This is a genomic window from Kribbella sp. NPDC055110, from assembly GCF_053607525.1.
Genome location: NZ_JBSGTS010000003.1, coordinates 327,804 through 352,413 on the forward strand (window position 1 = coordinate 327,804; position 24,610 = coordinate 352,413).

The 24,610-nt window shown below is 69.6% G+C and carries 21 protein-coding genes; 9 read left to right on the forward strand and 12 right to left on the reverse strand.

Features of this window, described 5'->3' with window-relative positions; genetic code table 11:
• Positions 1-93: 93 nt before the first annotated feature.
• The 3 genes from ACWF0M_RS07540 to ACWF0M_RS07550 are packed head-to-tail and all read left to right on the forward strand — an operon-like array spanning position 94 to position 4,230.
• A complete protein-coding gene (locus tag ACWF0M_RS07540; RefSeq protein ID WP_452234793.1) occupies positions 94-1,080 on the forward strand; it encodes a lysylphosphatidylglycerol synthase domain-containing protein in 987 nt (328 codons plus the stop codon).
• Complete coding sequence (locus ACWF0M_RS07545; protein WP_452234794.1) at positions 1,070-3,076, forward strand: hypothetical protein; 2,007 nt, start codon at positions 1,070-1,072, stop codon at positions 3,074-3,076. The genes ACWF0M_RS07540 and ACWF0M_RS07545 overlap by 11 nt, the downstream gene beginning before the upstream one ends.
• Positions 3,077-3,096: 20 nt before the next feature.
• Positions 3,097-4,230, forward strand: a complete 1,134-nt coding sequence (locus ACWF0M_RS07550; RefSeq protein ID WP_452234795.1) for a S1C family serine protease — start codon at positions 3,097-3,099, stop codon at positions 4,228-4,230.
• A 6-nt stretch (positions 4,231-4,236) separates the two neighbouring features.
• Here the strand turns inward: ACWF0M_RS07550 and ACWF0M_RS07555 are convergent, their stop codons facing one another.
• The 7 genes from ACWF0M_RS07555 to ACWF0M_RS07585 all read right to left on the reverse strand — a co-directional run bounded on the left by ACWF0M_RS07555 (position 4,237) and on the right by ACWF0M_RS07585 (position 14,026).
• On the reverse strand, positions 4,237-6,033 hold the full coding sequence (locus tag ACWF0M_RS07555) for an SLC13 family permease (RefSeq protein ID WP_452234796.1): 1,797 nt from the start codon (positions 6,031-6,033) through the stop codon (positions 4,237-4,239).
• 8 nt (positions 6,034-6,041) lie between these two features.
• Entirely contained in the window at positions 6,042-7,706 is a 1,665-nt protein-coding gene (locus tag ACWF0M_RS07560; RefSeq protein ID WP_452234797.1) for an AbgT family transporter, read from the reverse strand.
• A complete protein-coding gene (locus ACWF0M_RS07565) occupies positions 7,703-9,226 on the reverse strand; it encodes a leucyl aminopeptidase family protein (RefSeq protein ID WP_452234798.1) in 1,524 nt (507 codons plus the stop codon). Before ACWF0M_RS07565 ends, ACWF0M_RS07560 begins: the two co-directional genes overlap by 4 nt.
• Before the next feature lie 34 nt (positions 9,227-9,260).
• Complete coding sequence (locus ACWF0M_RS07570; RefSeq protein WP_452234799.1) at positions 9,261-9,743, reverse strand: DUF1269 domain-containing protein; 483 nt, start codon at positions 9,741-9,743, stop codon at positions 9,261-9,263.
• 128 nt (positions 9,744-9,871) lie between these two features.
• Entirely contained in the window at positions 9,872-10,729 is an 858-nt protein-coding gene (qcrC, locus tag ACWF0M_RS07575; protein WP_452234800.1) for a cytochrome bc1 complex diheme cytochrome c subunit, read from the reverse strand.
• A 79-nt stretch (positions 10,730-10,808) separates the two neighbouring features.
• Complete coding sequence (locus tag ACWF0M_RS07580) at positions 10,809-11,324, reverse strand: hypothetical protein (RefSeq protein WP_452234801.1); 516 nt, start codon at positions 11,322-11,324, stop codon at positions 10,809-10,811.
• Positions 11,321-14,026 (reverse strand): LuxR C-terminal-related transcriptional regulator, encoded by a 2,706-nt coding sequence (locus tag ACWF0M_RS07585; RefSeq protein ID WP_452234802.1) that lies wholly within the window; start codon positions 14,024-14,026, stop codon positions 11,321-11,323. The genes ACWF0M_RS07580 and ACWF0M_RS07585 overlap by 4 nt, the downstream gene beginning before the upstream one ends.
• Positions 14,027-14,148: 122 nt before the next feature.
• Here ACWF0M_RS07585 and ACWF0M_RS07590 point away from each other — a divergent pair, with 122 nt between their 5' ends.
• The 3 genes from ACWF0M_RS07590 (at position 14,149) to ACWF0M_RS07600 (ending at position 15,402) form a co-directional block, all read left to right on the forward strand.
• Positions 14,149-14,280, forward strand: a complete 132-nt coding sequence (locus ACWF0M_RS07590; protein WP_452234803.1) for a hypothetical protein — start codon at positions 14,149-14,151, stop codon at positions 14,278-14,280.
• Between the two features lie 109 nt (positions 14,281-14,389).
• Positions 14,390-15,160 (forward strand): hypothetical protein, encoded by a 771-nt coding sequence (locus ACWF0M_RS07595; protein ID WP_452234804.1) that lies wholly within the window; start codon positions 14,390-14,392, stop codon positions 15,158-15,160.
• A gap of 38 nt (positions 15,161-15,198) precedes the next feature.
• The gene (locus ACWF0M_RS07600; RefSeq protein ID WP_452234805.1) at positions 15,199-15,402 is read left to right on the forward strand and encodes a DUF7489 domain-containing protein; all 204 of its coding nucleotides are present in this window, start codon (positions 15,199-15,201) and stop codon (positions 15,400-15,402) included.
• Positions 15,403-15,505: 103 nt separating this feature from the next.
• Here the strand turns inward: ACWF0M_RS07600 and ACWF0M_RS07605 are convergent, their stop codons facing one another.
• Positions 15,506-16,225, reverse strand: coding sequence for an MBL fold metallo-hydrolase (locus ACWF0M_RS07605; protein WP_452234806.1), 720 nt, complete (start codon positions 16,223-16,225; stop codon positions 15,506-15,508).
• 94 nt (positions 16,226-16,319) lie between these two features.
• Between ACWF0M_RS07605 and ACWF0M_RS07610 the strand changes: the two genes are divergently transcribed.
• A complete protein-coding gene (locus tag ACWF0M_RS07610) occupies positions 16,320-16,913 on the forward strand; it encodes a TetR/AcrR family transcriptional regulator (protein ID WP_452234807.1) in 594 nt (197 codons plus the stop codon).
• 107 nt (positions 16,914-17,020) lie between these two features.
• Positions 17,021-17,947: an aldo/keto reductase gene (locus ACWF0M_RS07615; protein ID WP_452234808.1), complete on the forward strand. Its 927-nt coding sequence runs from the start codon at positions 17,021-17,023 to the stop codon at positions 17,945-17,947.
• A gap of 967 nt (positions 17,948-18,914) precedes the next feature.
• Here ACWF0M_RS07615 and ACWF0M_RS07620 read toward each other — a convergent pair.
• Positions 18,915-20,078 (reverse strand): acyl-CoA dehydrogenase family protein, encoded by a 1,164-nt coding sequence (locus tag ACWF0M_RS07620; RefSeq protein WP_452234809.1) that lies wholly within the window; start codon positions 20,076-20,078, stop codon positions 18,915-18,917.
• Between the two features lie 154 nt (positions 20,079-20,232).
• Between ACWF0M_RS07620 and ACWF0M_RS07625 the strand changes: the two genes are divergently transcribed.
• Positions 20,233-21,570 (forward strand): UDP-glucose dehydrogenase family protein, encoded by a 1,338-nt coding sequence (locus ACWF0M_RS07625; protein ID WP_452234810.1) that lies wholly within the window; start codon positions 20,233-20,235, stop codon positions 21,568-21,570.
• On the opposite strand, the gene ACWF0M_RS07630 is transcribed toward ACWF0M_RS07625, so the two are convergent.
• From ACWF0M_RS07630 to ACWF0M_RS07640, 3 genes are all read right to left on the reverse strand, one after another.
• A complete protein-coding gene (locus ACWF0M_RS07630) occupies positions 21,567-22,787 on the reverse strand; it encodes an MFS transporter (RefSeq protein WP_452234811.1) in 1,221 nt (406 codons plus the stop codon). The genes ACWF0M_RS07625 and ACWF0M_RS07630 overlap by 4 nt on opposite strands.
• A gap of 75 nt (positions 22,788-22,862) precedes the next feature.
• Positions 22,863-23,363: a 5-(carboxyamino)imidazole ribonucleotide mutase gene (gene purE, locus ACWF0M_RS07635; RefSeq protein WP_452234812.1), complete on the reverse strand. Its 501-nt coding sequence runs from the start codon at positions 23,361-23,363 to the stop codon at positions 22,863-22,865.
• A gap of 9 nt (positions 23,364-23,372) precedes the next feature.
• The gene (locus ACWF0M_RS07640) at positions 23,373-24,545 is read right to left on the reverse strand and encodes a 5-(carboxyamino)imidazole ribonucleotide synthase (RefSeq protein WP_452234813.1); all 1,173 of its coding nucleotides are present in this window, start codon (positions 24,543-24,545) and stop codon (positions 23,373-23,375) included.
• Positions 24,546-24,610 lie beyond the last annotated feature (65 nt).

The following is a 24,610-nucleotide window of genomic DNA, read 5'->3' on the forward strand; positions in this document are numbered from 1 at the left end:
ATCCGACGGCAGGGTGGTGGAGTGGCAGACCCCTCACCGCGACCGGAATCGACCCACAAGGCTCGGCGCCGAGTCCCCAAGACGCTGGTGCGCGTGGGCCGGCTGTTGCTCGTCGCCGTCGTCGCCTGGCTGTTGCTGCGGCTGCTGCGGGCCATCGACTGGAGCCAGGTCGGCTACGCGATGACTCACCTGAGCCCTTGGCAGATCGCGGTGGTCCTCCTCGTCCTGCCGATCCGCCGATTCGTACTCGCGGCTCCGCTGGCACTGTTCGTGACCGGACTCAACGTTCCGCGTGCGATGGTCAACGACGTCGCGGCCACCTCGGTCGCGACGATCGCACCGTCGCCGGGCGATGTCGTCGTACGGCTGGCAATGCTCCGATCGTGGGGCATCGACGCGAAAGCGGCGGCGTCCGGACTGACGCTCAGCACCCTGATGTTCTACGTCGCCCGGCTGGCCGCGCCGGTTCTCGGGTTCGTCATCTTCTGGGCCGGCCGGACCTTCTACGCACCGTTCGCCTGGGCAGCACTCGTTTTCGGCGCCGGGGCCGTCGCGTTGCTGGCCGGCCTGGTCTACGCCGTACGGGCAGAGCGGACCGCCGCGGCGCTCGGACGGATGCTCGGTTCGTTGCTACGAAAGGTGCGGCCGTCCGCCAGCGGACCGGACGAGTGGGCCGAGCGACTGGTCGACTTCCAGGCCCACAGCGCGGGGCTCCTGAAAGCGCAAGGCCGGCTCGCGGTCGTCAGCTTGTGCGGTCTGGTCGTCGTGGAGGCTGGTGTGCTCGTGATGTGCCTCGGCTTCGTCGGCATCCCGCTGACCGGCGCCACCGTCCTTCTGCTCGCGTGCACCTTCCTCGTCATCTATCCACTCACCGGGCTGCCGCTGATGGGCGCGGGGGTGCTCGACGCGACCTACGCGGCGTTCGTCTCGACGCATAGCGATCTGGAGGCAACGGCACTCGTCGCCGGACTGCTCGTCTGGCGGGTCGCTGTCCAGGTCGTACCGGTCGTGGTGGGCCTGCTGGCGCTGGTGCGGTGGCGCCACCTCGAACGACGGGCGGCGAGCCGCCGTGCGACGTGAGCGCCCGGATCACCTAGATCGGGTGATCCTGTCATCGGCGCTGCTGGTGCTGGCGGCGTTGCTCTTCGGCGGTACGGAACCTGCAATGGCCGCCAGCTCTCCGGACGATGTCGCGGCGCAGCAGCTGGCGGACCGCTACGCGCCGGTGGTCAAACTTCAGGACAGCGCAGCCCGCTGCGCCGACGGCGAGCACTTCCGGCCGATCGACGTCCAGGCCGTGCTCGGCAATCAGGAGGTCGCCCTGCGCGGCCCGTGGCGGCCGCCGGATCTGATCAAGACCCAGCCAAAGGGTTCGGACCTCGGGTTGCAGTACGCCGGGCACTTCCTGGACTTTCCGGGCGATCCGCTGCGCCCCGCCTGTGACTACGCCAACTGGTCCGCGCAGCTCAACGCCGAGTACGCCGCGACTGTCTACGCCCACGTCGCGCGGGACCCGGCGTACCCCGGACAGCTCTCGCTGGAGTACTGGTTCTTCTACATCTTCAACGACTACAACAACACCCACGAAGGCGATTGGGAATCGATCCAGCTCATCTTCGACGCATCCACGCCGGCGGCCGCACTGACCACGTCCCCGACCGCGGTGGGGTACAGCCAGCACGGCGGGGCCGAACGCGCGCGGTGGGGCGACGCCAAGCTCGAACTCGTCGACGGGACCCATCCGGTCGTCTACCCGGCGGCGGGTTCGCATGCGAACAAGTACGGGCAACGCCTGTACCTCGGGCGCGGCTCGGAGGGACTGGGCTGCGACGACACCACCAGGCCGCAAGCGGCGATCGAACCCGAGGTCGCCTATGTCCCGCTGAACCGGTCGGACTACCTGGCGCAGTACCCCTGGCTCGCGTTCCAGGGCCGATGGGGTGAGCGTCAGCGATCGTTCTTCGACGGACCGACCGGACCGAACATGAAGGAGTCCTGGACGGCGCCGATCCAGGACGCCGAGGCGAACTGGCGCGACGACAGCACCACTGTGCCCGCCGGAACCTTGCTCGGACCGAGCAGCACCCGGGTCTTCTGCGCCGCCGTCGCCACCGGATCGAACCTGTTGCGCGAAACCCTCGACCGGACCTGGCTGCTCGGGCTCGTGCTCGCCGTACTCGTCGCTCTGGTGTGGTTCGCTGCCGGCCGGACGCAATGGACCGATGCCGACCCACTTCCCGCCCGCCGGCCACGAGCCTGGGGTCAGGCGGTGGCCTCGGCGATCCGCCTCTTCCGTCGGCAACCGGGCCTGTTCGGTGGGTTCGCCGCCGCCCTGGGCGTCCTGGGCCTGATCACGGTCACTCTGGCCGAGCTCCAGGCGGCCAGGCGGGATGCGCCGACGGACCTCGGCGCACCGACCGAGGACGCGACCGGCTTCTGGGCATCGATCCTCGCGCTGGCCGTCACCCTCCTCACGATCGCGACGTACGTCGTCCTCCTGGCGGTCGTGATGCGGACGCTCGATCAACTCGACCGTGGCGCCCCGGTGACGGCACGGGCCGCGCTGCGCCACGTGGTGACGATCCGATGGCCGCTGGCTCGCGCCTGCACACAGTACGTCGCCGTGCTGTTCGTCCTCACGATCTTCGTGGCGACGATCCCGGTGGCTGTGTACTACGCCGTCAGCCGCGCGTTCATCGTGCAGGTCCTCGTCGCCGAGCACTGCTCCGGGGGTACGGCGCTGAGACGCAGCCGTCACCTGGTGATGCGCCGGTGGTGGCGGACCGCCGTACCCCTGACGCTGGTGGTCGGGTTGGGCCTGGCCGTCGGACCGATCGCCGGCATCGTCCTGCTGCTGGCGACGGACTGGTCACCGACGTTGATCAACGTGGTGTCGTCGATCCTGTTCGCGCTGGCGATGCCGATCGCTGCTGCGGCCGTGGCCTACCTGTACTTCGACCGTGCCACCCCGCGGTCACCTGGATCGGGTGAGCTGCCGGACGCGCCGCAAACCTATCCTCGGGACGGCCAGGAGCGCGTGGCACACGACTCGCCGGCACAGCCGTCGGACTCCTGAGCGGATCAGAGGAGGTCGAGATGGGTCAGGCCGACAACCAACCCCCGGCCGCCGGACCCTCGACGAGCGGGCACCGCTTCCACCCCGCCCAACTGCTGACACTCGGTCTCCCGGTCGGCCTGGTGGCCGGCGCGCTCGTGACCGCGGTGATCTTCCTCGCCGTCGACCGCGGCGGCACCTCGTCGGCATCGGGCGCGGCAGATCCTGGTACGGCGATGTGCGCGGCGATCCCGGTCGCGAACCAGGTGCTGCCGTCGATCGTGACCATCTCGGCCCGTCGCGGCGCCGCCGCGGGAACCGGGTCCGGACAGCTCATCCGCAGCGGCGGGTACGTCCTGACCAACGACCACGTCATCTCGGTCGCCGCGGGCTCCGGCGGTGCGGTGTCCGTGCGGTACAGCGACGGCCGCACCTCCGACGCGACGATCGTCGGCCGCGATCCGAGTACGGACCTGGCCGTGCTGAAGGTGGCCGACGGCGCCGGCGACTATCCCGTCATCGCGGTCGGTTCGTCCGGGTCGCTGCAAGTCGGCCAGCCGGTGATCGCCCTCGGCGCCCCGCTGGGGCTCAGCAGCACGGTCACGTCGGGCATCGTGAGTGCGCTGGACCGCTATGTGCCGGTGCCGGGTGACGCGGTCACCCATCACCTGATCGGTGCCGTCCAGACCGACGCGGCCATCAACCCCGGCAACAGCGGCGGCGCACTGGTGGACTGCTCCGGGCGCCTGGTCGGTGTCAACGCCGCGATCGCCACGGTTCCGGATGCGTCGGGCGCCGCCGGCGGCGGGAGCGTCGGCCTCGGCTTCGCGATTCCGGTCGATCTGGCGAACCCGATCGCCGAACAGCTGATCAGCACCGGCAAGCCCGGGCATCCGACGACCGGCCTCCAGGTCCAGGAGATCCCGCCCGCGGTCGCGAAGGCCGCCGGGACACCGACCGGGCTGTTCGTGCTCGGGGTCGACGCCGGCGGCCCCGCGGTGCAGGCGGGCCTGCAGGCGGGCGACATCATCACCAAGGTCGACGGCCAGGCGGCCGTCAGCAGCGAACAGATCGTCGTGGCGACCTTGACCCGCCAGGTCGGGGACAAGCTCGAGCTGACCTATCTGCGATCCGGCAAGCCGGCAGACGCCACCCTCACGTTGGGCGCACCCTAACGCGCCTCAGAACGACCAGACGAGTGGGATGACTAGGAGCGCGACCGCGAGCCACCAGAGCATCACCGGCAGCCCCAGCTTCCAATAGTCGCCGAAGCGATAGCCCGCGGGACTCATGATCATCATGTTCGCGGCCGTGGAGATCGGGGTGAGCAACGAGGCCGAACCAGCGACCGCGATCAGCATCAGCACGGGTTTGATCGACGTACCCGTGCCTGCCGCGGCGGCGACCGCAATCGGCGTGACGATCAGGACCGTCGCGGTGTTGCTGACCACCTGGCCGAGGAGCGCGGTGAGGACGAACAGGGCCAGCAGCAACAGGTACGGGCGGCCCGTGCCGACGGCGTCGACGATCAGTCCGGCGATCCGATCCGCACCGCCGCTCGACTGGATCGCACCCGACAACGGGATCAGGGCACCGATCAGTACGACGATCTGCCAGGAGATCGCCCGATACGCCTGCTGCGTCCGGACGACCCGGGCCAGCACCATCGCCGTCGCCGCGAGCAGGCCCGCCATCGCGGCCGGTACGACGCCGGTCGCGAGCAGCACGATCATCGCGGCCAGGATCGCGACCGCGATCGACGCGTTGGCGCCCCACGGAATCGCCTGGCGCCGGACCGTCTGCGGCGAGTCCACGAGCAGGATGTCCCGGTCCTCGCTGAGCTCGTCCAGCGCCGCCCAGACGCCGTGCACGAGCAGCGCATCGCCTTCGGCGAGCTGGGTCGGCCGCTTGCCGCGATCCTTGCCCATCCGCTGGACCGCGACGATGACGAGGTCGGGTCCGCGACGCATGCCCGGGAAAACCGTCTCACCGACCAGCGACGACCGCGGCGGGACGACGGCCTCGACCACGCCGGCCTCACGGGTCATCAGATCGTCGACCGGTGTCATGGTCACCGCGAGCCGCGCTTCGGCGGTCAGGCTGTTCACGTCCGCCTCAGCGCCGGTCACGACCAGGACATCGCCCACATCGAGCGTCGCTGTGTCCGGCCGATGCCGTCCGTGCCCGTCCTGGACGCCCGCGATCTCCACGCCGGGGTACGGCGAGAGATCGAGCTCGCGTACCTGCCGGCCCACCAACGGCGACAGGTCGCGGATGCGCAGCCGGTAGAAACCGTCGGCCAGGGCGGCGTAGTGGGTGTCGAGGGTCTCGGCGTGCAGCGCGAGATCCGCGGCCGGATGTGCGGGACGGGCGTGCGGCAGCAGCCGCGGACCGGCCAGCACCGAGATGGCGATCGTGCCTGCGACCAGCGGCACTCCGACCACCGCGAACGCGAAGAACGGGAAGTCGCCGGCCCCTGCGTCGTGCGCCGCCTCGGAGACGATGATGTTTACCGGCGAGCCGGTCAGCGTGAGCAGCGATCCGGCGCTGCCGACGAAGGTCAACGGCATCAGCATCCGCGACGGTGGCTCACCGGCCCGGATCGCCAGCATGACGACGAGCGGGAGCAGCGCCGCGACGGCTCCGTTGAGGGTGATCAGCGCGGTCAGCACCGCGCACAGGCCGGTGACGGCGATCAGCAGCCGGGCTCGCGTCGTACCGGCGTACCGCACGATGGTCTGGCCGACCCAGGCGGTCACACCGGTCGAGTCGATGCCCTCGCTCACCACGAACAGCGACGCGATCAGGATGACGACCGGATCACCGAAGCCCGCGACCACCGCGGGAAAGGCGACCAGGCCGCTCGCCCACAACACCACCGCCGTGAGCACCGCGACCACCTCGACCGGCAGCCGGTTCCAGATGAACGCCGCGACGACGAGCCCGAGGACGATCAGGCTCAGCGTCGCGTCGTCCATGACCGGCCCTAGCCGAGGTGCACCGGTGCGGACGGGCCCCAGGGAATCCCGATCAGGTACCAGACGATGTAGAACAGCGTCCACGTGACCAGCACGATGCCGGTGTAGGGCAGCATCATCGACACCACTGTGCCGATGCCGGCCTTCTTCCGGTACTTCTGGCACACCAGCACGATGAACGGCAGGTACACCATCAACGGCGTGATCACGTTCATCGGGCCGTCACCGACCCGGTAGGCCGCGACCACGGTCTGCGGCGCGATGCCGAGCCGGTAGAACAGCGGTACGAAGATCGGCGCCAGGATCGCCCACTTCGGGATCACTCCGGGCATGATCAGGTCGATGATCGCCACCAGCAGGATGAACCCGATCAGCAGCGGCAGCGCCCCGATGTCGGCCCGCTCCAGCAGATCCGCGAGACCGGTGGCGGCCAGCGTCGACATGTTCGTGTAGTTGAAGTAGGCAATGAACTGGGCGATCAGCAGCATCAGGAAGATCAGTCCGCCCAGCCCGTTGAACGTCTTCACGATCGCGTTGATGACGTTGGTGCTCCCGGTCAGCGACTTCGCGCCGCGGCCGTAACCGAGGCCGGCAGCCAGGAACAGCATCGAGATGATGAAGAGCAGACTGCTCATGAACGGCGACGAACCGAAGATCTCTCCGGTGTCCGGGTTGCGGAGCGGCGCCTTGGGAATGAAGGTCAGCGCCGACACGATCGCCACCGCCACCAGCAGGTAGTAGACCGACCAGCGCAGCCCGCGGGACTCCAGCTGCATCTCCTCGTCGCTGGGCTGGTGGTCGGCCGGCGCGTCCTCGGGGGCCTCGGCCGGGTCGTACCTGCCGAGCCGCGGCTCGAGGATCCGCTCGGTGATGACCGTCATCACGAGCGCGCAGAAGATCGTCGCGGCGATGCTGAAGAAGAAGTTGTGCGTGACGTTGAGGTGCACGTCGGGCGCGACCAGAGCGATCGTCTCGTTGGTGACTTCGGTGATGATGCCGTCCGCCGGGGTGATCAGCACGTTGACGAAGAAGGCCGCGCTGACCCCGGCGTACGCCGCCGCGATGCCGGCCAGCGGGTGCCGCCCGAGGGAGGCGAACGCGGCCGCACCCAACGGGATCAGGACCAGGTAGCCGGCATCGGAGGCCACGCTCGAGATGCCGCCGAGGAGCACGATGATGAACGTGATCAGGCCGCGCGGCGCGACCTTGACCATTTTCCGGATCAGGGCCGCGATCAGCCCGGCTTCCTCGGCGACGCCGACGCCGATCATCGCGACCAGGATGACCGCGACGACGCCGAAGTCGTTGAAGTTCTGGACCGCCGTGGTGAAGATGAAGCGGATCCCGTCACCGGTCAGCAGACTCTCGGCCGTGATCGTCTCGTGGTGCACCTGGTAGTCCGGTACGGCGGGCGCCGGCGGCGCGTCGTTGCCCGGAACGCTCGTGCCTCCCGGGTACTCCGGTGCGACCTGGACCGTCGCGGGTTCGACGACCTCGGTCGTGACGCTGGTGCCCGTCCAGGACAGGATCTGGGACAGGACGATCACGAGGAGGATCAGGGCCAGGAAGATCAGCGCCGGGTGCGGAACCTTGTTGCCGACCTGTTCGATGCCGTCGAGGATCCGCTGCATCCGGCTCTTCGCGGTCGGCGTCTTCTCCGCCTTGGCGTTCACGATCCCGATCCGCCGCTGCTCGCCGGTGGCGTGAAGGACAGCGCGAACTCGATCAAGAGCTTCGTGCCGAAGCCGGTCGCGCCCTTGTTCCGCCAGGTCCGCGGCGCCGCAAGCTGAGCGGTGCCGGCGATGTCGACGTGCGCCCAGGGATGCCCGGCGACGAACTCCTCGAGGAACAGCGCGGCCGTGATCGACCCCGCGTTGATCCCGCCCATGTTCGTCAGGCCGGCGACCACCGAGTCGAGCTGTGACCGGTACGGCCGGTGCAGCGGGAGCTCCCAGACCGGCTCGTCGACGACGTCGCCCGCGCGCCGGAGTTGATCGACGACAGTGGCGTTGTTGCCCATCACGCCGGCGATCTCGACACCGAAGGTCCGCAGGCACGCACCGGTCAGCGTGGCGATGTCGACGATCGCGTCGACCGGCTCCTCGGTCGCCAGCGCCAGCGCGTCCGCCATCACCAGGCGGCCCTCGGCGTCGGTGTTCAGTACCTCGACCGTCGTTCCGTTGCGCATCCTCAAGACGTCACCGAGCTTCAGCGCCGATCCCGAGGGCATGTTGTCGGTGCACATCAGGTAGCCGGTCACCGCCGACGTACACCCGAGGTCGCGCAGCGCCGTCATGGCTGCGAGCACCACCGCCGCCCCGCTCATGTCGTTCTTCATCTGCGCGTGCGACTCGTCGCTCGGTTTCAGGCTGATGCCGCCGGAGTCGTACATGATTCCCTTGCCGATCAAGGCGATCCGGCCGGTGGGCTGCTCGGGCTCGTACCGCAACCTGACCATCCGAGGTTGGTCGACGCTGCCCCGGTTCACGCCGAGCAGTCCCCCGCAGCCCAGCTCGATCAGCTGCTGCTTGTCGAAGACCTCCACCCGCAGCCCGGCCGGCGGACCGACCTCGAGCGCGACCTCGGCCATCCGTTCGGCCGACAGCGTGCTGGCCGGACAGTTCGCCAGATCCCGTCCGAGGCAGTACGCCGCAGCGACGATCCGGCCACGCTCCACGCCGAGACGAGCGGCCTCGGCGTCCTCGTCGGAGGCGACCACCGTGAGCGACTCCAACGTCGGCTCGTCCGCGCCACGGCCGACGAAGTACCGCCAGCGGGAGAGCAGCACGCCCTCAGTCACAGCCTGAGCGAAGTCGGCGACCGAGATGCCGGCGTCCCGTGACGGCACCTCGATCGCGAGGCGCCGGTGCCACGGAACGGCCCGGGCGAACTCCGCGGCCAGGTCGCGCGCGAGCGTGGCGTCGATCTGGTCCGGCGTCCCGATCCCGACGGCGACCCGGACCGGACTGCCGCTGTGCGGCTGCACCAGGGCCTGGCCGCGTTCGCCGGTGAAGCCGGCCGCCGCCAGGCCCGCGGCGTCGATACCGAGCTCGGCGCCGGGCTCGGCGTCCGCCGCCACCGGAACCGCGAGCGCGTCGACCTCGGCTTCGGCCTGCTTCAGCGAAGCGACACCGACGGCCGCCCCTCGCCGGGTCGAGGGAATCGGATCGAAGTCGTCCGGGATCGTGTTCACGAGACCTCCTCCTGCCGGCTGCTCCGGCGCCGGGTCAGGACTGCAGGGCCGCGACGAGTTCTTCCTCGCGCTCGCGCGTCAGGTTGGTCTGCAGGATGGTCGGGCTGTACGGCTTCAGCGCCTCGACCACCCGGTCGACGGTGGCCGACCGCGCCAGCAGGAACACGGCGGCGTGGCCCTCCTGCAACTCCTGGCCGATCTCCTTGATCAGCTGGTCGCTGACCCCGATGTCGGTCAACTTGCCGCTGATCGCACCGCTGGCCGCACCCACGACCAGACCCGCGAGCGGGTTCAAGAAGATGAGGCCGATCAGCGAGCCCCAGAGCGCCCCGCTGGCGGCGCCGAGTCCGGTCAGGTTCACGGTCTGCTGAATGCGTACCTTGCCTTTGGCGTCCTTGTAGGCGATCGCCGCGTCCTCTCGCTGCAACAACTGCTGCTTGGCCAGGTCTTCGGTGAGCTGCACGACGCGCTCGGCGTCTTCGCGGCTGTCCAGACCGAGCACCACCAGATGGGTCATGTCGGGTTCCTCCCGGGGATGGCGCGCCGAGGTGCGCGCCGACCGCTTCATCCCACCAACGCGCCGCGCGGCCGTCCTCCTCCGATTAAGGTGATTCTCAGAGATTCGGGTGAGGTGCGGCGCCGCGGTCAATCCCGCTTGCGGTGCACCCTCGGAACGCGCGCCCCGATCCACACGGCGACGACGACCAGCAGACCGATCCCGATCAGCCAGCCCCACAGGCCCTCGGAGACCGGACCCAGCCGGCCCAGCCCGAAGCCACCCGGGTCCTTCGCGTCCTGCAACGCGACGATGTAGGCGATGATCGCGCGCTTGTCCTCAGGCAGCAGGACGGCGTCGGAGAAGACCGGCATCTGCTGCGGTCCGGTCAGCATCGCCTGGTACATGTTCCGCGGCGTCGTCGACATCAGCGACGGCGCGTACCGGCCGTTCGGCAGTGCGCCGCCCCGGCCGGCGAAGTTGTGGCAGGCCGTGCAGTTCGTCCGGAACAGCTCCCCGCCCCGAGCGACTTCCTCCTGCGTCGCCTTGCTGACGTCGTACGCGTCGGACGCCGGGATCGCGGGTCCGGGAGCGAGCGAGGCGATGTACGCCGCCAGCGCCGCGATCTCGTCCTCGTCGTAGACGGGCGGCTTCTGCGGTATCTGCGCTCCGGGCTGGGCAGCAGGCATCCGGCCGGTGCTGACCTGGAAGTCCACCGCGGCCGCACCCACCCCGATCAGCGACGGGCCGGCCATCCGGCCCTCGCCGTTCGTCCCGCCTTCGGCGTGCAGCCCGTGGCAGCTGGTGCACCCGACCGCGAACAGCCGCCGTCCTTGCTCGATCTGCTGGGACTGGGGTCCGTCCGCACCCGCGGCGCCGCTCGGGACCAGCGCGGCGTAGGCCAGGCCGACGGCAACCAGCGCCGTACCGACCACCGGGATTCTGAGCCGGGACCTGAACCTCGGGCCGCGCAGCTTTCGCGGTGTCGCACCACCGGCATCGCGCATCTCCGCACCTCCTGGACGCCGCGGAGTCCAGCAGAACCGAGCCGGGCGTTCTTGGGATCACCCGAATCGGGGGAGCCGGTCAGCGGGAGTCGCGTTCGGCCTGCCGCCGGCTGCCGAGCGCGCGGGTGGAGGCATCCTTCTTGAGACCCCCGGTGGTCTTGGCTGCGCGCGGCCGGGGGCTGGTCGCCGGCGCGGGCTTACCGGCCGGTCGTTTCGCGGCGGGACGCTTCGCGGCGGCGGGCGCCGGGCGGGCCGACCGCCCCGCCGCGATCCGCTCGGCCCGAAGTTCCATCGAGGCCCGCCGAGCGGCGGCCGCGACTTCACGGCTCACGGTCGCCAGCACCGACTCGAACAGTTCGGCTTTGTCCCGGTCGCGCTGGTTGCGCGCGTACGAAAGGCCGCGGCCGCCGACGTCGGCAACGGCCGCGCTCGCGCCGCGCCGGTAGTTCTTGACGTACTTCGTCCGCGTCCGCCGGATGCGCTGGTGCAGGTCCAGCAACTCGTCCTCGTCCAGCCGCTTCAGCGCGTCCTGCTCGGCCTCGGCCACCAACTGCCGCTCGGCCTCGGTCAACGAGTTCAGCAGGCCTTGGTTCATCGCAGTCTCCTTTGTCCGCCGAATGTCCTTGTCTCCACCGCAGGTGCGGGCTGCAGCAGGCCGACCCCACGTGCGACCCGAAGCGCCGCGGACCGCTTCTCGACACCGAGCTTTCGGTACAGTGCCATCAGGTGGGTCTTCACCGTGTTCTCGGTGATGAACAACGCCTTGGCGATCTCGGTGTAGGAGTTGCCGAGCGCGAGCTGATCCAGGACCTCGGCCTCCCGCACCGTCAGCCGGATCCGCGCACCGTTCAGGACGGCGCTGAGGCGACGAGGCGGTACGGCGTGTGCGTCGGGCCTGGTCCGCGCCAGCAACGTCACTCCACCGGACCCGGTCGACCTGCTCTGGTACGCCGACAGCTTCTCGAGCGCGATCGCGGCGAACGGGTGCGAGTTCGGACTCGCGACGTACTCGCGGAGCTGGTCGAGGAAGACCGGCTCACCGCCCGCGGGGATCAAGGCGTGCAGGATGCGCTGCGGCGCCACGCGAATGAGGGTGTCGACCAACGACGCCTCGGCACCGACCGGGTCCGCCGCCCGCACCAGCAGAACGGTCCGGAACGCCGCCGCCGCCGATGCGACAGGCGGGTAGATGCCCGGGCGGGCCAGCACTCCGTCGATCATCGACACCGTTGCCCGCAGGTCGCCTTGCCCGATCGAGAGCATGGCCCGCAGCAACTCGGCCTCGGAGCCGCTTCCGACCCGGTCGAGCTCCGCGAGCTGCACCATGGCGCCGTGCTCGTCCCCGATCAGCACCGCCAGCCGGAACCGCAACAGCGCCCAGTCGCGCGCCAGGAACGACGGCAGCGGACCGACCACGGCGGGATCGGCGGTCATCTCGGACAACGCCTCGTCGAGCCGGCCGTCCTCGATCAGCAGCACGCCCCGGAGCATCGCGCACAGCGCGGCGACGACCGTGTCGGACTCGGCTGCTTCCGTCACGGCGACGAGCTCGTGCCAACGCCACGCCTCGTCGCGCCGCAGCTCGCTCAGGGCCGCGAACCCCAGCACCACGTAGGCGCGCACGGCGTACTCCCGAGGGAGTTCGTCGCCGCCGGTATCGAGCGCTTCCCGGGCCGACCTGGCGGCATTCCGCACCTGCCCGCGGACGTACTGCACGACGGCGCGGTGCACGAGTCCGCCGGCGATCAGCCTGGCATGCGCCGCCATCCGTGCCGAGACAAGCGCTTCGTCCAGGTGCGCCGACGCGCTGTCGAGGTCGTCGGCCCAGGTCTCCGTCGCGGCCAGCTCGATCAGCAGCCAGGCCAGCCGCTCCGGCCCGAGTACGGCGTCGCTGCGTCGGCCACTCGCTGTCCGGTCCAACGCCAGCAAGGACCGGGTCCGATCGATCGCCGCGTGGACGTCGTGCCATCCGTACCGGGATTTCCACAACCGCAGCAGCACCGCGTCCGCGTCGAGGGCGTCGTCGTCGGGTGTCGGTGCCGCCGGATCCCGCTCGTCGGTCAACCGGTCCGCCGCGGCCGCGTCCATCATCGCGCCGGCCACGTCTCCGGACACGCGACGCAGCAGGCCGCGGACACCGGTCAGATGCGGGTGGGTCTCGAGGTAGTCGGCGGGAAGTGCCGCGAAGGCGGCGGCGACCAGATCCAGTTCGCCGGCCGCGAGCAGCTCCGGGCCGCGGCCCAGCACGATCCGCGCCACGAGTGCTGGATCCTCCGCGCCCAGAGCGCCGCGGAGCGCGGCGGCGCTGTCGCCACGGCTCTCGTAGTGCAGCGCGGACCGGCGTTGAGCGGCCGCGACGATCCTCGCGCATTCGGCGCTCCCGACGACCCTGCGCCGCAAGAGCTCGACGAGCAGCGGGTGGTAGCGGTACACCGGCTCGCTGCCCGCGCCGTCGACGTACGCGGTGACCAGCAGCCCGTTTCGGGCCAGGTCCCCGAGCACCGCGGGCGCATCCGAGTCGTCGCTCAGAATCGCGGCCAGCTCGCCGGTGACCGATGGGACTCCGAACGTGCTCAGCAGCATGGTCTGGACGCGCTCGTCCAGGGTGCTGAACGTTTCGCCGAGGAACAGGTCGAGAACAGGACCTTGGTTGACCAAGGACCACGCGACTTCGCCGGACGCCGCGAAGGCCCGGGCCGCGAGGACCAACGCGGCCGCCCAGCCCGCCGTGTTGGCCTGGAACAAGCGAATGTCCTCGGCGGTCGCCTCGCCCGCGTGAGCCTTCACCAGTTCGGTCGCCTCGGCGTCGGTGAAGCGCAGGTCCCGCGAGCGCAGCGTCAGCGCCAGGCCCCGCGACTCGAGCTCCGGCACCGGTAGCGGCAGGTCGTACCGGCTGGCGAGCACGATGCGCAGCGAGTGCGGCGACTTCCGCAGTACCAGCGCCAGATCCGCGAGAATGGTTGCCGACAGCAAATGACCGTCGTCGACGACGACCAGGCCCGGAGCCGCTACGTCACCGGCCATCGCGTCCTCGAGAATGGGTCCCAACGAGCTCGCCGCGTGCCCACCGATCCACGTCACCGGCGTACCGGGCGCTCTCCAGCGAGTCACCCAGTCCGACAACAGGACCGTCTTGCCGGTGCCGGCCGGTGCGACCAGCATCGTGAGCGGCGACCGTACGCCGAGGTCGAGCGCGGCATGCAGGCGCTCCCGAACGACCAACGTCGACGGCGGACGCGGGACGGCCCCCACCCCCTGCGGGTCACCTGCCTGGTGCTGCCGGTCGATCGAGGTCACCCTCGTCGCCCTCCCCTGGCCGACGTACTGTCCTTCTTGACCGATGTGACCTGGTCTTGAACTCTGTCGTTGCCCCAGCGCTCCGAAATATCGAGACTAGCTGGACTCGACCGATTCCGGCAGTGGCCTTCGACGATCGCGAAGAAGCTGGCGGATCGGCGTACGGCTCGATGACGGGCGGGCGCATCGCTCAGAGCTACGACCCGGACCGGCCCAAACGGCTCCTGCACGCCGCCGCGGCGCCCGGATCCTAGATTTCTGCCGAACTCGCGTCATGGATCGGTGGGCCGAGCGTCTCAGGGCGTACGAGTCGCCCGCCGGCCAGGTGGGCGACCACGAGCGGTAGTCAAACGGGGACCTGCCATGTTGATCGACAAGCTGCGCAAACAGCTGCCCACCACGACCGTGCCCGAGGCTTTCCTCGAGGCGGAACTGGATCCACCGGCACGAGGACGGCACCGGCTGCGCGGGCCGAGTCACGAAACCGTGTTCCGGCCGTTGCTCCAGGCGCTGGCCGGCGGTTCGGATCCGATTCCGCACGCGGCCGCGGCGGGACGTCGGCTGGCAGAGCGGGAGGTCCCGCTGACGGCGGCCCTCGACGTACTGCGGAAAACGTATTCGGCCGTTGCCGAGGAGCCGTCGTTCGAGGCGATCCGGGCGTTGTGCCAGAGCTGGACCGAGTGCACGCTCACGTACCTGCACGCCTCCTCGTGCGAGGACGCCGGCACCGGACTCGCCACCACCCCGCACCTGCGGACCCGACTGACCGAGCTCTACCGGATCGCCGAGCGTCAGGGTCGGTACCTCCCCGACACCCACACCCTGGTGATCACCGAACCGGTGGACGCGCAGCCCTGCGACTCCCAGCTGGCGAACCTCGGCGACGCGATCGAAACCGTGTTTCGCGAGCCGGAGGTCATCGCCCGCCTGGGCGCCGCCCGGGTCGCCACGATCGTCCGCCTGGACGCCCACTTCACCGAGCACGTCGGCACGCTGCGCTCGATGGTCGGCTACTGGCCGGACAACGGCGAGGCCGGTACTGCGGGAACGCCGCGGACCAAGATCTGGTCCGAACGACTGCCGACCTTGTCGGACTGGTCGGACAGCTTCGTCAACGACCTCGCCCTCAGCTGAGCTACCGTTGGCAACTCACCGTGACGAAGGAGTGACTGATGGCTGACGGAGAGGCGTGGACCGGGGTTGTCGTCAAGAAGTCCCGGGCCATGTACGACGGCGCGAACCTGTACCGCAAGCTCGAAGTGGAGCTCGACGGCGGCGAGGTCCGCGACGTCAAGGTGAAGCGCGACCTCTGGAAGCAACTCGAGGTCGGCGACCGTCTGACGAAGGAAGCCGGGGCAGATCCCACCCGAGCCTGACGCGGTTCGGTTCAGCTAGCGAAGCGCCGGTAGTAGCTCGCGACCCCCAGGAACACGCAGAAAGACCTGCTCCGCGGGAGAGTGCATGTCAGGACCCTACGGATCAGTTGGCGGCAGCCTCGCGGATCAGGCGTACGGCGTCCGGTGCGCCGCCGTCCCACGCCGGTCCGTGGCCGGGCAGCACCCAGGTGGCGTTCACGTCTCCCAGCCTGTCGAGCGACGCGACCGCCTGGTCCGGCTCGAGCGTGAACGGCGCCGGCTTCGGGCCGGTCGCGCCGGTCAGCACGTTCCTCGTCGTGAACGTGTCGCCGAGGAACACCGCGTCGACAGCCGGTACATGTACGGCGACACTGCCCGGTGTGTGCCCAGGCGTGTGGATGATCCGTGGCGCGCCGGGAACGTCGAGCACCTCGTCGTCGGCGACCGTCTGGAGACCGGTCGCGGGCGGGATCCGGAGTCCGCCGTGCCGCGCGGAGTACCACAGGAAACTCGCGAGCGGCCCCACCTTGACCGGACCCCATCCGGAGTTCGGCTTCTTCACCTCCAGCCGCGCGCGCGGCGCGTCGGCCTCATGGAGGTACGCCGCGATGCCCTTCTCGGCGTACAACTTGGCGGCGAAGCCGATGTGGTCGGTGTCGCCGTGCGTCAGGATCAGCGCCCGCACGTCGTCGAGCGACAGTCCCAGCTCCGCCAACTCGGCCTGCAGCAACTTCCAGTAGCCCGGCAGACCCGCGTCGATCACGGTGACCCCGTCGCCGGTGACGACAAGATAGCTGTTGACGACATCCGAACCGATCCGGTGCAACCCCTCGGCGATCCTCACGACCTGCGGCTCCTTCGTGCTCATCCCACGCCGACGCGCGGTGATGGCTACACTATGTAGCCTTGGTGCGGATGACAAGAGAAATCCCCACGGAATGCCGGAGGTGGTCGCGACGCCCGCCCCGGCAGTGACGTCCGAAGCCGCGATCGTGGCGGCCGCTCGCCGGCTGCTCGAGGAGCGCGGCGCGGCCGCCCTGACCATGCGCGCCATCGCGGCCGAGGTCGGCGTCAAGAGTCCCTCGCTCTACAAGCGGGTCCGAGACCGCTACCACGTCATCGGGCTCGTGCTCGACCAGGTGGCCGACGAGCTGACCGACCTCCTCGACGCCGCGGCCTCGACCGGCAGCCCGATGACCGACCTGCGGGCGATGACGTCTGCCTACCGCCGGTTCGCGCTCGCGAACCCGGCGACGTACGGCCTGATGTTCACCTCCGACCCGCTCATCGGCGGCGCGGAGGCACGGTCACGACGCTCGAGCACGACCCTGCTGGACCGGATGGAGGCGCTGGCGGGAGCGGCGGACACGCTGCCGTCAGCACGCATGCTCGTCGCCTGGGCACACGGCTTCATCACCATGGAACTCGCCGGCGCCTTCCGCCTCGGCGGCAACGTCAACACCGCTTGGGACTTCGGACTCTCGCGCGTACTGTCCGCCCTCGCCACCGACGGCCATGAACCGCTGCGGTGACAGTCACGGACCCCCCACGGAGGACGGTACGTCGTTCCTCGTGGCGCGGGAGCCTTCTGGGCACTCGACCAGGTCCAGCTGCACGGGAGCTGATACAACGAGCTGTCATGGAGACTGTTGAGTTGGCCAGAGCAGGGATGGTCGTGTCGCGGGTCGTGCTGGGGCTGATGCGGATCAGCAAGCTCAGTGACAGCGAGATCCGGGAGTTGGTCGGCACGGCGCGCGATGCCGGCGTGACGATGTTCGACCATGCCGACATCTACGGCGGCTCACACGGCTGCGAGCAGCGGTACGGCGACGCGCAGGCGGTTCCGGCGTCCGAGCGGGACCAGATCAGGATCCAGTCCAAGGTCGGCATCCGGTCCGGCTTCTTCGACTCCTCCCGCGAACACATTCTGGAGAGCGTGGACCAGTCGCTGGCCGCGCTGCGGACGGAGTACCTGGACCTGTTGCTGATCCACCGGCCCGACACGCTGGTCGAGCCCGACGAGGTCGCGGCCGCGTTCGACCAGCTCCACACCAGCGGCAAGGTCCTGGCCTTCGGCGTCTCCAACCACACGCCCGGCCAGATCGAACTGCTGGCCAAGTCCGTCCGGCAGCCGCTCGTCGTCAACCAGATGCAGTTCAGCCTCGCCAACGCCGCCCTCGTCGCCCAGGGCCTGGCCGCCAACATCACCGGCCTCGACCAGTCCGCCGACCGCGACCTCGGCGTACTCGACTACTCCCGCCTGAACGACATCACCATCCAGACCTGGGGCTCCGTCCAGAAACCACCCCCAGGCGGAGTCTTCCTCGGCGACCAAGACAACTACGGCCCACTGAACGACGCCCTGGACGACCTGGGCACCAAGTACGAAACCACCCCCGACGCAATAGCCATCGCCTGGATCGCCCGCCACCCCGCCAACATGCAGGTGGTCATAGGCACCACCAACCCAACCCGAGTCCAGGACGCCGCCACGGGTGCGACTATCCGCCTAACCCGCGAAGAGTGGTACCACCTCTACACCACAGCAGGCCACGTCCTCCCGTAACGCTCGGTTGATGGCGGCCTCGGTGAACCTGGGCTGACTGTTCAACGCGTAGCCCCCACCGTGGCGTTGCAGGCCAGGTTGCAGGTGCACGTCGGTGGAGGTTTCGTAGATACCGCCGTAGCCAACGTCGTCTCGCGCACAGGCCAAGAGCGGATATCCGGCGCCCCGGTCAGGTGTGTGGGCGTCGGTGGCGGCATCCGGAGACTCGCGACAGGCCGTGGAGACCTGGAACCCGACATTCCCTGTCTCCGCCCACCAGCTCCTGTCTCCAGTCCCCACCGCACCACACCACCGCTTGCCCGCACCGCACGCACCGCACCGCATGCACCGCGCCACCGCGCGCACCTCACCGCATGCACCGCACCACTGCATGCGCCGCCCGGTCCATCCCGCCGGCCGGCCCCGAGATCGGGCGCGACAAGAGCCCTCGCAGACGAGGGGATATCCGATGGTGTTGTGGCTTCTCTGTTGGTGTTAGAGGGGAGAACCCACAACGCCAGGGGATATCCGTTCTTGTGCTGGATGGGTGGCTGGGTGATCGGGTTGGTGGCGGGACGGCTGCTCGCGGCCGGGGTGATGTGCACGCTCGACAGGTAGTGCACCGGCGAGACGGTGTACGCACAGGCGCGTTCACGCTCAGGTGCACTACCCGGCCACTGGACATGTCCTGTCGAGCGTGCACATCACACCAAGCCCGGCACCACCCTGGAACCCGTCGACCACCCACACATGCGTCACAAGAGCCGGATATTCCAGGCGTACCAGCTCACACGCGCTTGAGCGCTGCGACAGCATGGCCGCCATCGTCCACGCGGCCGAACTGACGGACACCAACCGTTCGTACGTAGACGACCACCAAGCACTCACCCGCGGCGCCAGCCGCACACCGCGAGCGGCAGCTCGCAGCACCAGCGGCAGTCGAAAGGATGCTCGGGCGCCGGCCGGGGGTGGGAGCGGCGCGGGGCTGTTACCCCAAGCCCTTCAGGAGTTGGCGGGCCATGACTATGCGTTGGACCTGGTTGGTGCCTTCGTAGATTTGGGTAATTTTGGCGTCGCGCATCATGCGTTCGACTGGGTAGTCGTGGGTGTAGCCGTAGCCGCCGAGGAGTTGGACGGCGTCGGTGGTGACGGCCATCGCTACGTCGGAGGCGAAGCATTTCGCGGCGGCGCCGAAGTAGGTCAGGTCGGAGTCACCGCGTTCCGAGCGGGCGGCCGCGGCGTACGTGAGCTGACGGGCCGCCTCGATCTTCATGCCCATGTCGGCGAGCATGAACTGCAGGCCCTGGAACTCGGCGATCGCCTTGCCGAACTGCTTGCGCTCCTTGACGTACCCGAGCGCATAGTCGAGCGCCCCCTGCGCGATCCCGAGCGCCTGCGCCGCGATCGTCACCCGGGTGTGGTCCAGCGTCGCCATCGCGGTCGCGAACCCGGTCCCCTCAGAACCGATCAGTCGCGAGGCCGGGATCCGGACGTTGTCGAAGTACACCTCGCGGGTCGGCGAACCCTTGATGCCGAGCTTCTTCTCCGGCGCACCGAAGGACACGCCGTCGTCGGCCTTCTCCACCACGAAGGCCGAAATCCCCTTCGACCGGGCCGAAGGGTCCGTCACCGCGAAGACCGTGTAGAAATCGCTGACACCGGCGTTGGTGATCCACCGCTTGACGCCGTTCAGCACGTAATCCGAGCCGTCGGCCACTGCCCGCGTCTTCATCGAGACGGCGTCCGAACCCGCTTCCGGCTCGGACAGGCAGTACGAGAACATCGAGTCACCCGCGGCGACCGGCGGCAGGTAGCGCTGCTTGACCTCGTCCGAGGCGGACAGCAGCAGCGGCAGTGAGCCGAGCTTGTTGACGGCCGGGATCAGCGAGGTCGAGGCGCACGCGCGGGCGACCTCCTCGATCACGATCACCGTGGCCAGGGCGTCCGCGCCGGCACCGCCGTACTGCTCCGGGATGTGCGGCGCGTGGAAGTCCGAGGCCTTCAGCGCGTCGTACGACGCCTTCGGGAACTCGGCCAGCTCGTCCACGTCCCCGGCGTGCGGGGCGACCTTGGCGTCGCAGACGTCGCGAACGGCCTCGCGGATCGCCTGGTGCTCCTCGGACAGCGCGTACAGCTCGAATGAGTTACTCACGAGTCACACAGTACGACGAACATCTCGCCGACGGAGGACGTCGTACGCCGAAAGTGAGCAAGAGCGCACCCAGAGGGCGCAGAGTTCCAAGACACCCTCTTTCCAGACATGAGCCGATAACCGGCTGATAACCACGATGGGTAGAGTCCCGGACATGAGTGAAGCGACCTCCCGCCCCCTGCGGATCGCCGTGATCGGCACCAACTACCTCGGCGCGAACACCGCCGCCGGGATGGCCGAGTTCGGCTTCGACGTGATCGGGGTCGAGATCGACGAGCACCGGCTGAAGCTGCTGAACGACGGCAAGGCCCCGCTGTACGAACCCGGGCTGGACCCGCTGCTGAAGAAGCATGTGGACTCCGGCCGGTTGCGGTTCACGAAGGACTACCGCGAGATCGCGGACTGGGCCGACGTGCACTTCGTCTGCGTCGGTACACCGCAACTCGAGGGCAGCGAGGCCGCCGACCTGGCCCAGGTGCACTCGGTCGTCACCATGCTCGCGCCGCTGCTCACCAAGCCGGTGCTGGTGGTCGGCCGCTCCACGGTCCCGGTCGGTACGTCGACGATCGTCGAGCAGCGTTTCCACGCCGAGGCCCCGGCCGGGTCGGCGGTCGAGATCGCCTGGCAGCCGGAGTTCCTCCGCGAGGCGCACGGCGTGGAGGACACGCTGCACCCGGACCGCCTGGTGTTCGGCGTCCAGTCCGCCGCCGCGGAGGCTCGGCTGCGCGAGGTGTTCGCCACGCCGATCGGTGAGGGTACGCCGGTCGTCGTCTGCAACCTGCCGACCGCGGAGCTGGTGAAGGGCGGCGCGAACGCGTTCCTGGCCACGAAGATCTCGTTCATCAACGCGCTCGCGGAGATGGCCGACGCGACCGGCGCGGACGTCACGCAGCTGGCCGAGGCGCTCGGGTACGACAAGCGGATCGGCCGCGGCGCGCTGAACGCCGGGCCCGGGTACGGCGGCGGCTGCCTGCCGAAGGACCTGCGCGCGTTCATGCACCGGGCCGGCGAGCTCGGCGTCGAAGAGGTCATCACGCTGCTGCGTGAGGTCGACGACATCAACCAGCACCGCCGCGCCCGGATCGTTGACCTGACCCACGAGCTCCTCGGAGGCGAGTGGATCGGCAAGAACGTCACGGTGCTCGGCGCCGCGTTCAAGGCCGGTACGGACGACGTTCGCGACTCGCCCGCGCTGGACGTGGCCGGGCGGATCCAGCTGCACGGCGCCAACGTCACGGTGTACGACCCGGAGGCGATGGAGAATGCCCGCAAGGTCCGTCCGACCCTGCGCTACGCCCCCACCGCGGTCGAGGCGTGCCGCGAGGCGCACGCCGTACTGCACCTGACCGAATGGCCGGAGTTCCGCGAGATCGACCCGGCCGCGCTCAAAGAGGTCGTCACCACCCCGGTCGTCATCGACGCCCGGCTCAACCTCGACGCCGCCACGTGGCGGGCCGCGGACTGGACCTACCGGGCGCCGGGCCGGCCTTAAGAAACTGTTGCGGACCGCAGGACCGGGCGAGTCAGTACGACGAGCCCGGTGATGGCGGCTGCGCCCGAGATACCCAGGCAGACACCGGTGATGCCGATGCCGGTCACATCGGCCAGGCCGCCCAGCAGCGGGTTCGCCACCATGATCGCGAGGCTCTGGCAGAGCACGACGATGGACTGCAGGCGCGACTGGAACTCACGGTCCACCGAGTTCATCAGCAGCGGCAGCACGTGGCCGGTGAATGTGCCGACGCCGATCCCGCTCAGCACACCGGCGGCGAACGTCAGCGGCAGTGGCTCGAGCACCGAGAGGCCGAGCAGTCCGGCGGCCGCCACCAGGAGTCCGAGCGCGGCGAAGATGCCCGGCCGCGGAAACGCGCCCCGCATCAGGATGCGCAGGGCGATCACCCCCACGCCCAGGCTCCGGCTGGCGACCAGCAGGCCGGCGGTCGCGGCGTTCCACCCGTGGTCGCGGGCGAGCAGCGGGAACAGCAGTGCGTCGAGCGGCATCAGCAAACCTGCCGCAACCGTCATCGTGATCAGCAGCGCCCGGGTGAGTGGCCGGCCGAAGGCGACCCGGATCCCGGCGCCGATCGAGCGGAGCATGCCGGCGGGCGTTCGGCCGGGAGGCGCGATGGTCTTCCGCAGCAGGATCAGGACGACGATCATCACGCCGAACGTCAGGGCGTCGAAACCGCCGGCCGCGGTGAGTCCGGACCAGCTCACCAGCACGCCGCCGACCGCGGTACCGGTGACGGCGAAGATCACCCCGGTCACCTGGAAGCTCGCGAGCGCCTGGGGGACCTGCTCCGGCGGCACCAGCAGGCGCGGCATCGAGCGTGACGACGGCAGGAAGAACGCGTCGATCGTTCCGACCACGAGGGCCAGGATCACCAGCAACCACACGGGTTCGCCGGCCGCCAGCGTGGCCGGGACGAGGGCCGCGGTGACCAGGAACATCGCCGTACAGCTGGCCAGCAGCACCCGCGGGGCGCCGTACTTGTCGCCGATCGCGCCACCGACCAGCAGCAGAACGGCCCGCGGGGCGGCGGCGAGCAACAGGATCAGGCCGGCGACGCTGCCGCCGTGACGCGTGGCGGACCAGCCGATGGCGAACCGCATCGTCAGATCACCGAGGAGGGACACGGCGGCGCCGAACAGCCAGATCCAATAGCGGACCGGAATGCGCTGCGTGTCCGAGTCAGTGGGCGGAGTCACGATCGACGACCTTAGACGACTTCCAATGGGAACTCATGACTACCCGCCCCGTCCTGTGGAAAACCAGTGACTGCCTCAGCCTTTACGCAGCTCTGCCGCCCCGTCACGCACCGTAGCGCCCTTGGCCCGCGCCGCCCCCGCGAGGTTTTCCTGGAACGCCAGCATCCGGTCCCGCAACTTCTCGTCGGACGCGGCCAGGATCCGGACCGCGAGCAGCCCCGCATTACGAGCGTTCCCGATCGAGACGGTCGCAACCGGCACGCCGGCCGGCATCTGCACGATCGACAGCAGCGAGTCCATCCCGTCGAGGTATTTCAGCGGCACCGGTACGCCGATCACCGGCAGCGGGGTCACCGACGCGAGCATCCCGGGCAGGTGTGCGGCCCCGCCGGCGCCGGCGATCAGCACCTTCAGGCCCCGTTCGTGCGCTGACCGTCCGTAGTCGATCATCTCGGTCGGCATCCGGTGCGCCGACACCACATCTGCCTCAAAGGGCACGTCGAACTCGGCACACACCTCGGCCGCGGCCTTCATCGTCGGCCAGTCGCTGTCCGACCCCATCACGATGCCAATCATTCTTTGTCCCTACTCGTCGATGGTGCCGGTCAGGTACGCGGCGGCGTGGCGCGCGCGTTCGCGGGTCTCCTCGAGGTCGTCGCCGTACGCCGTGACATGGCCGACCTTGCGCCCGGGCTTCACCGACTTCCCGTAGAAGTGGACCTTCAGGCCCGGGTCGCGCGCCATGCAGTGCAGCAGGCCGCGGTGCATGTCCTCGACGTCCCCGCCGAGCACGTTGACCATGACGGTGTACGGCGCTCGCGCGGCCGGCGATCCGAGCGGCAGATCCAGCACGGCCCGCAAGTGGTTCTCGAACTGGGACGTGACCGCCCCGTCGATCGTCCAGTGCCCGGTGTTGTGCGGGCGCATCGCCAGCTCGTTGACCAGCAGCCGCCCGCCCCGCGCCTCGAACATCTCGACCGCGAGGACGCCGACCACGCCGAGCTCACCGGCGATCCGCAGCGCGGTCTGCTGCGCCTGGGCGGCCCGTTCCGGCGCCAGACCGGGCGCGGGCGCGGTGACCTCGACGCAGATGCCGTCCTTCTGCACCGACTCCACGATCGGGTACGCGACCGCCTGCCCGTGCGGTGAACGCGCCACGATCGCGGACAGCTCGCGCACGAAGTCGACCTTCTCCTCGGCCAGGATCGGTACGCCGCTGCCGAACGCGGTCGCGATCTGCGGGTCCTCGGGCCCGTCGACGAACCACACGCCCTTGCCGTCGTACCCGCCGCGGGTGGTCTTCAGGATGATCGGGAAACCGCCGACCCGCTTGGCGAAGTCGGCGACGTCGGCGGGGGTCTCGACCACCTGATGCGCCGGCGCTGGGGCGTCGAACGTGTCCAGGCGCGCACGCATCACGGCCTTGTCCTGCGCGTGCACCAGCGCGTCCGGGCCGGGATAGACCTTCAGACCGTCCGCTTCGAGTGAGTGCAGCAGGTCCGTCGGGACGTGCTCGTGGTCGAACGTCACCACGTCGCACTCCGCGGCGAACCGCCGTACCGTCTCCGGGTCCTTGTAGTCGCCGACGGGCGCGTCCGCGACCGCCTGCGCGGCCGACACCGTCTCGCCTTCGGCGAGCACGCGGAGCTGGATGCCGAGCGCGACGGCCGTTTCCTGGGTCATCCGGGCCAGCTGCCCGCCGCCGACCATGCCGACCACCGGGGTACCGACAGGGAGATCCTTGCGATCGAACTTCACAGTCCGGAGCCTAATGTCCATACATCATCGGCCGTACGGCGGCCGTCGCGGCACGCTGGCGATTT

Excerpts from the sequence above, each read along its gene's own strand:
- ACWF0M_RS07550 (WP_452234795.1), top strand. The coding sequence starts at position 3,097 with ATGGGTCAGGCCGACAACCAACCCCCGGCCGCCGGACCCTCGACGAGC.
- ACWF0M_RS07555 (WP_452234796.1), bottom strand. The coding sequence starts at position 6,033 with ATGGACGACGCGACGCTGAGCCTGATCGTCCTCGGGCTCGTCGTCGCG.
- ACWF0M_RS07570 (WP_452234799.1), bottom strand. The coding sequence starts at position 9,743 with ATGACCCATCTGGTGGTGCTCGGTCTGGACAGCCGCGAAGACGCCGAG.
- qcrC (WP_452234800.1), bottom strand. The coding sequence starts at position 10,729 with ATGCGCGATGCCGGTGGTGCGACACCGCGAAAGCTGCGCGGCCCGAGG.
- ACWF0M_RS07580 (WP_452234801.1), bottom strand. The coding sequence starts at position 11,324 with ATGAACCAAGGCCTGCTGAACTCGTTGACCGAGGCCGAGCGGCAGTTG.
- ACWF0M_RS07595 (WP_452234804.1), top strand. The coding sequence starts at position 14,390 with ATGTTGATCGACAAGCTGCGCAAACAGCTGCCCACCACGACCGTGCCC.
- ACWF0M_RS07600 (WP_452234805.1), top strand. The coding sequence starts at position 15,199 with ATGGCTGACGGAGAGGCGTGGACCGGGGTTGTCGTCAAGAAGTCCCGG.
- ACWF0M_RS07610 (WP_452234807.1), top strand. The coding sequence starts at position 16,320 with ATGCCGGAGGTGGTCGCGACGCCCGCCCCGGCAGTGACGTCCGAAGCC.
- ACWF0M_RS07615 (WP_452234808.1), top strand. The coding sequence starts at position 17,021 with ATGGAGACTGTTGAGTTGGCCAGAGCAGGGATGGTCGTGTCGCGGGTC.
- ACWF0M_RS07625 (WP_452234810.1), top strand. The coding sequence starts at position 20,233 with ATGAGTGAAGCGACCTCCCGCCCCCTGCGGATCGCCGTGATCGGCACC.
- purE (WP_452234812.1), bottom strand. The coding sequence starts at position 23,363 with ATGATTGGCATCGTGATGGGGTCGGACAGCGACTGGCCGACGATGAAG.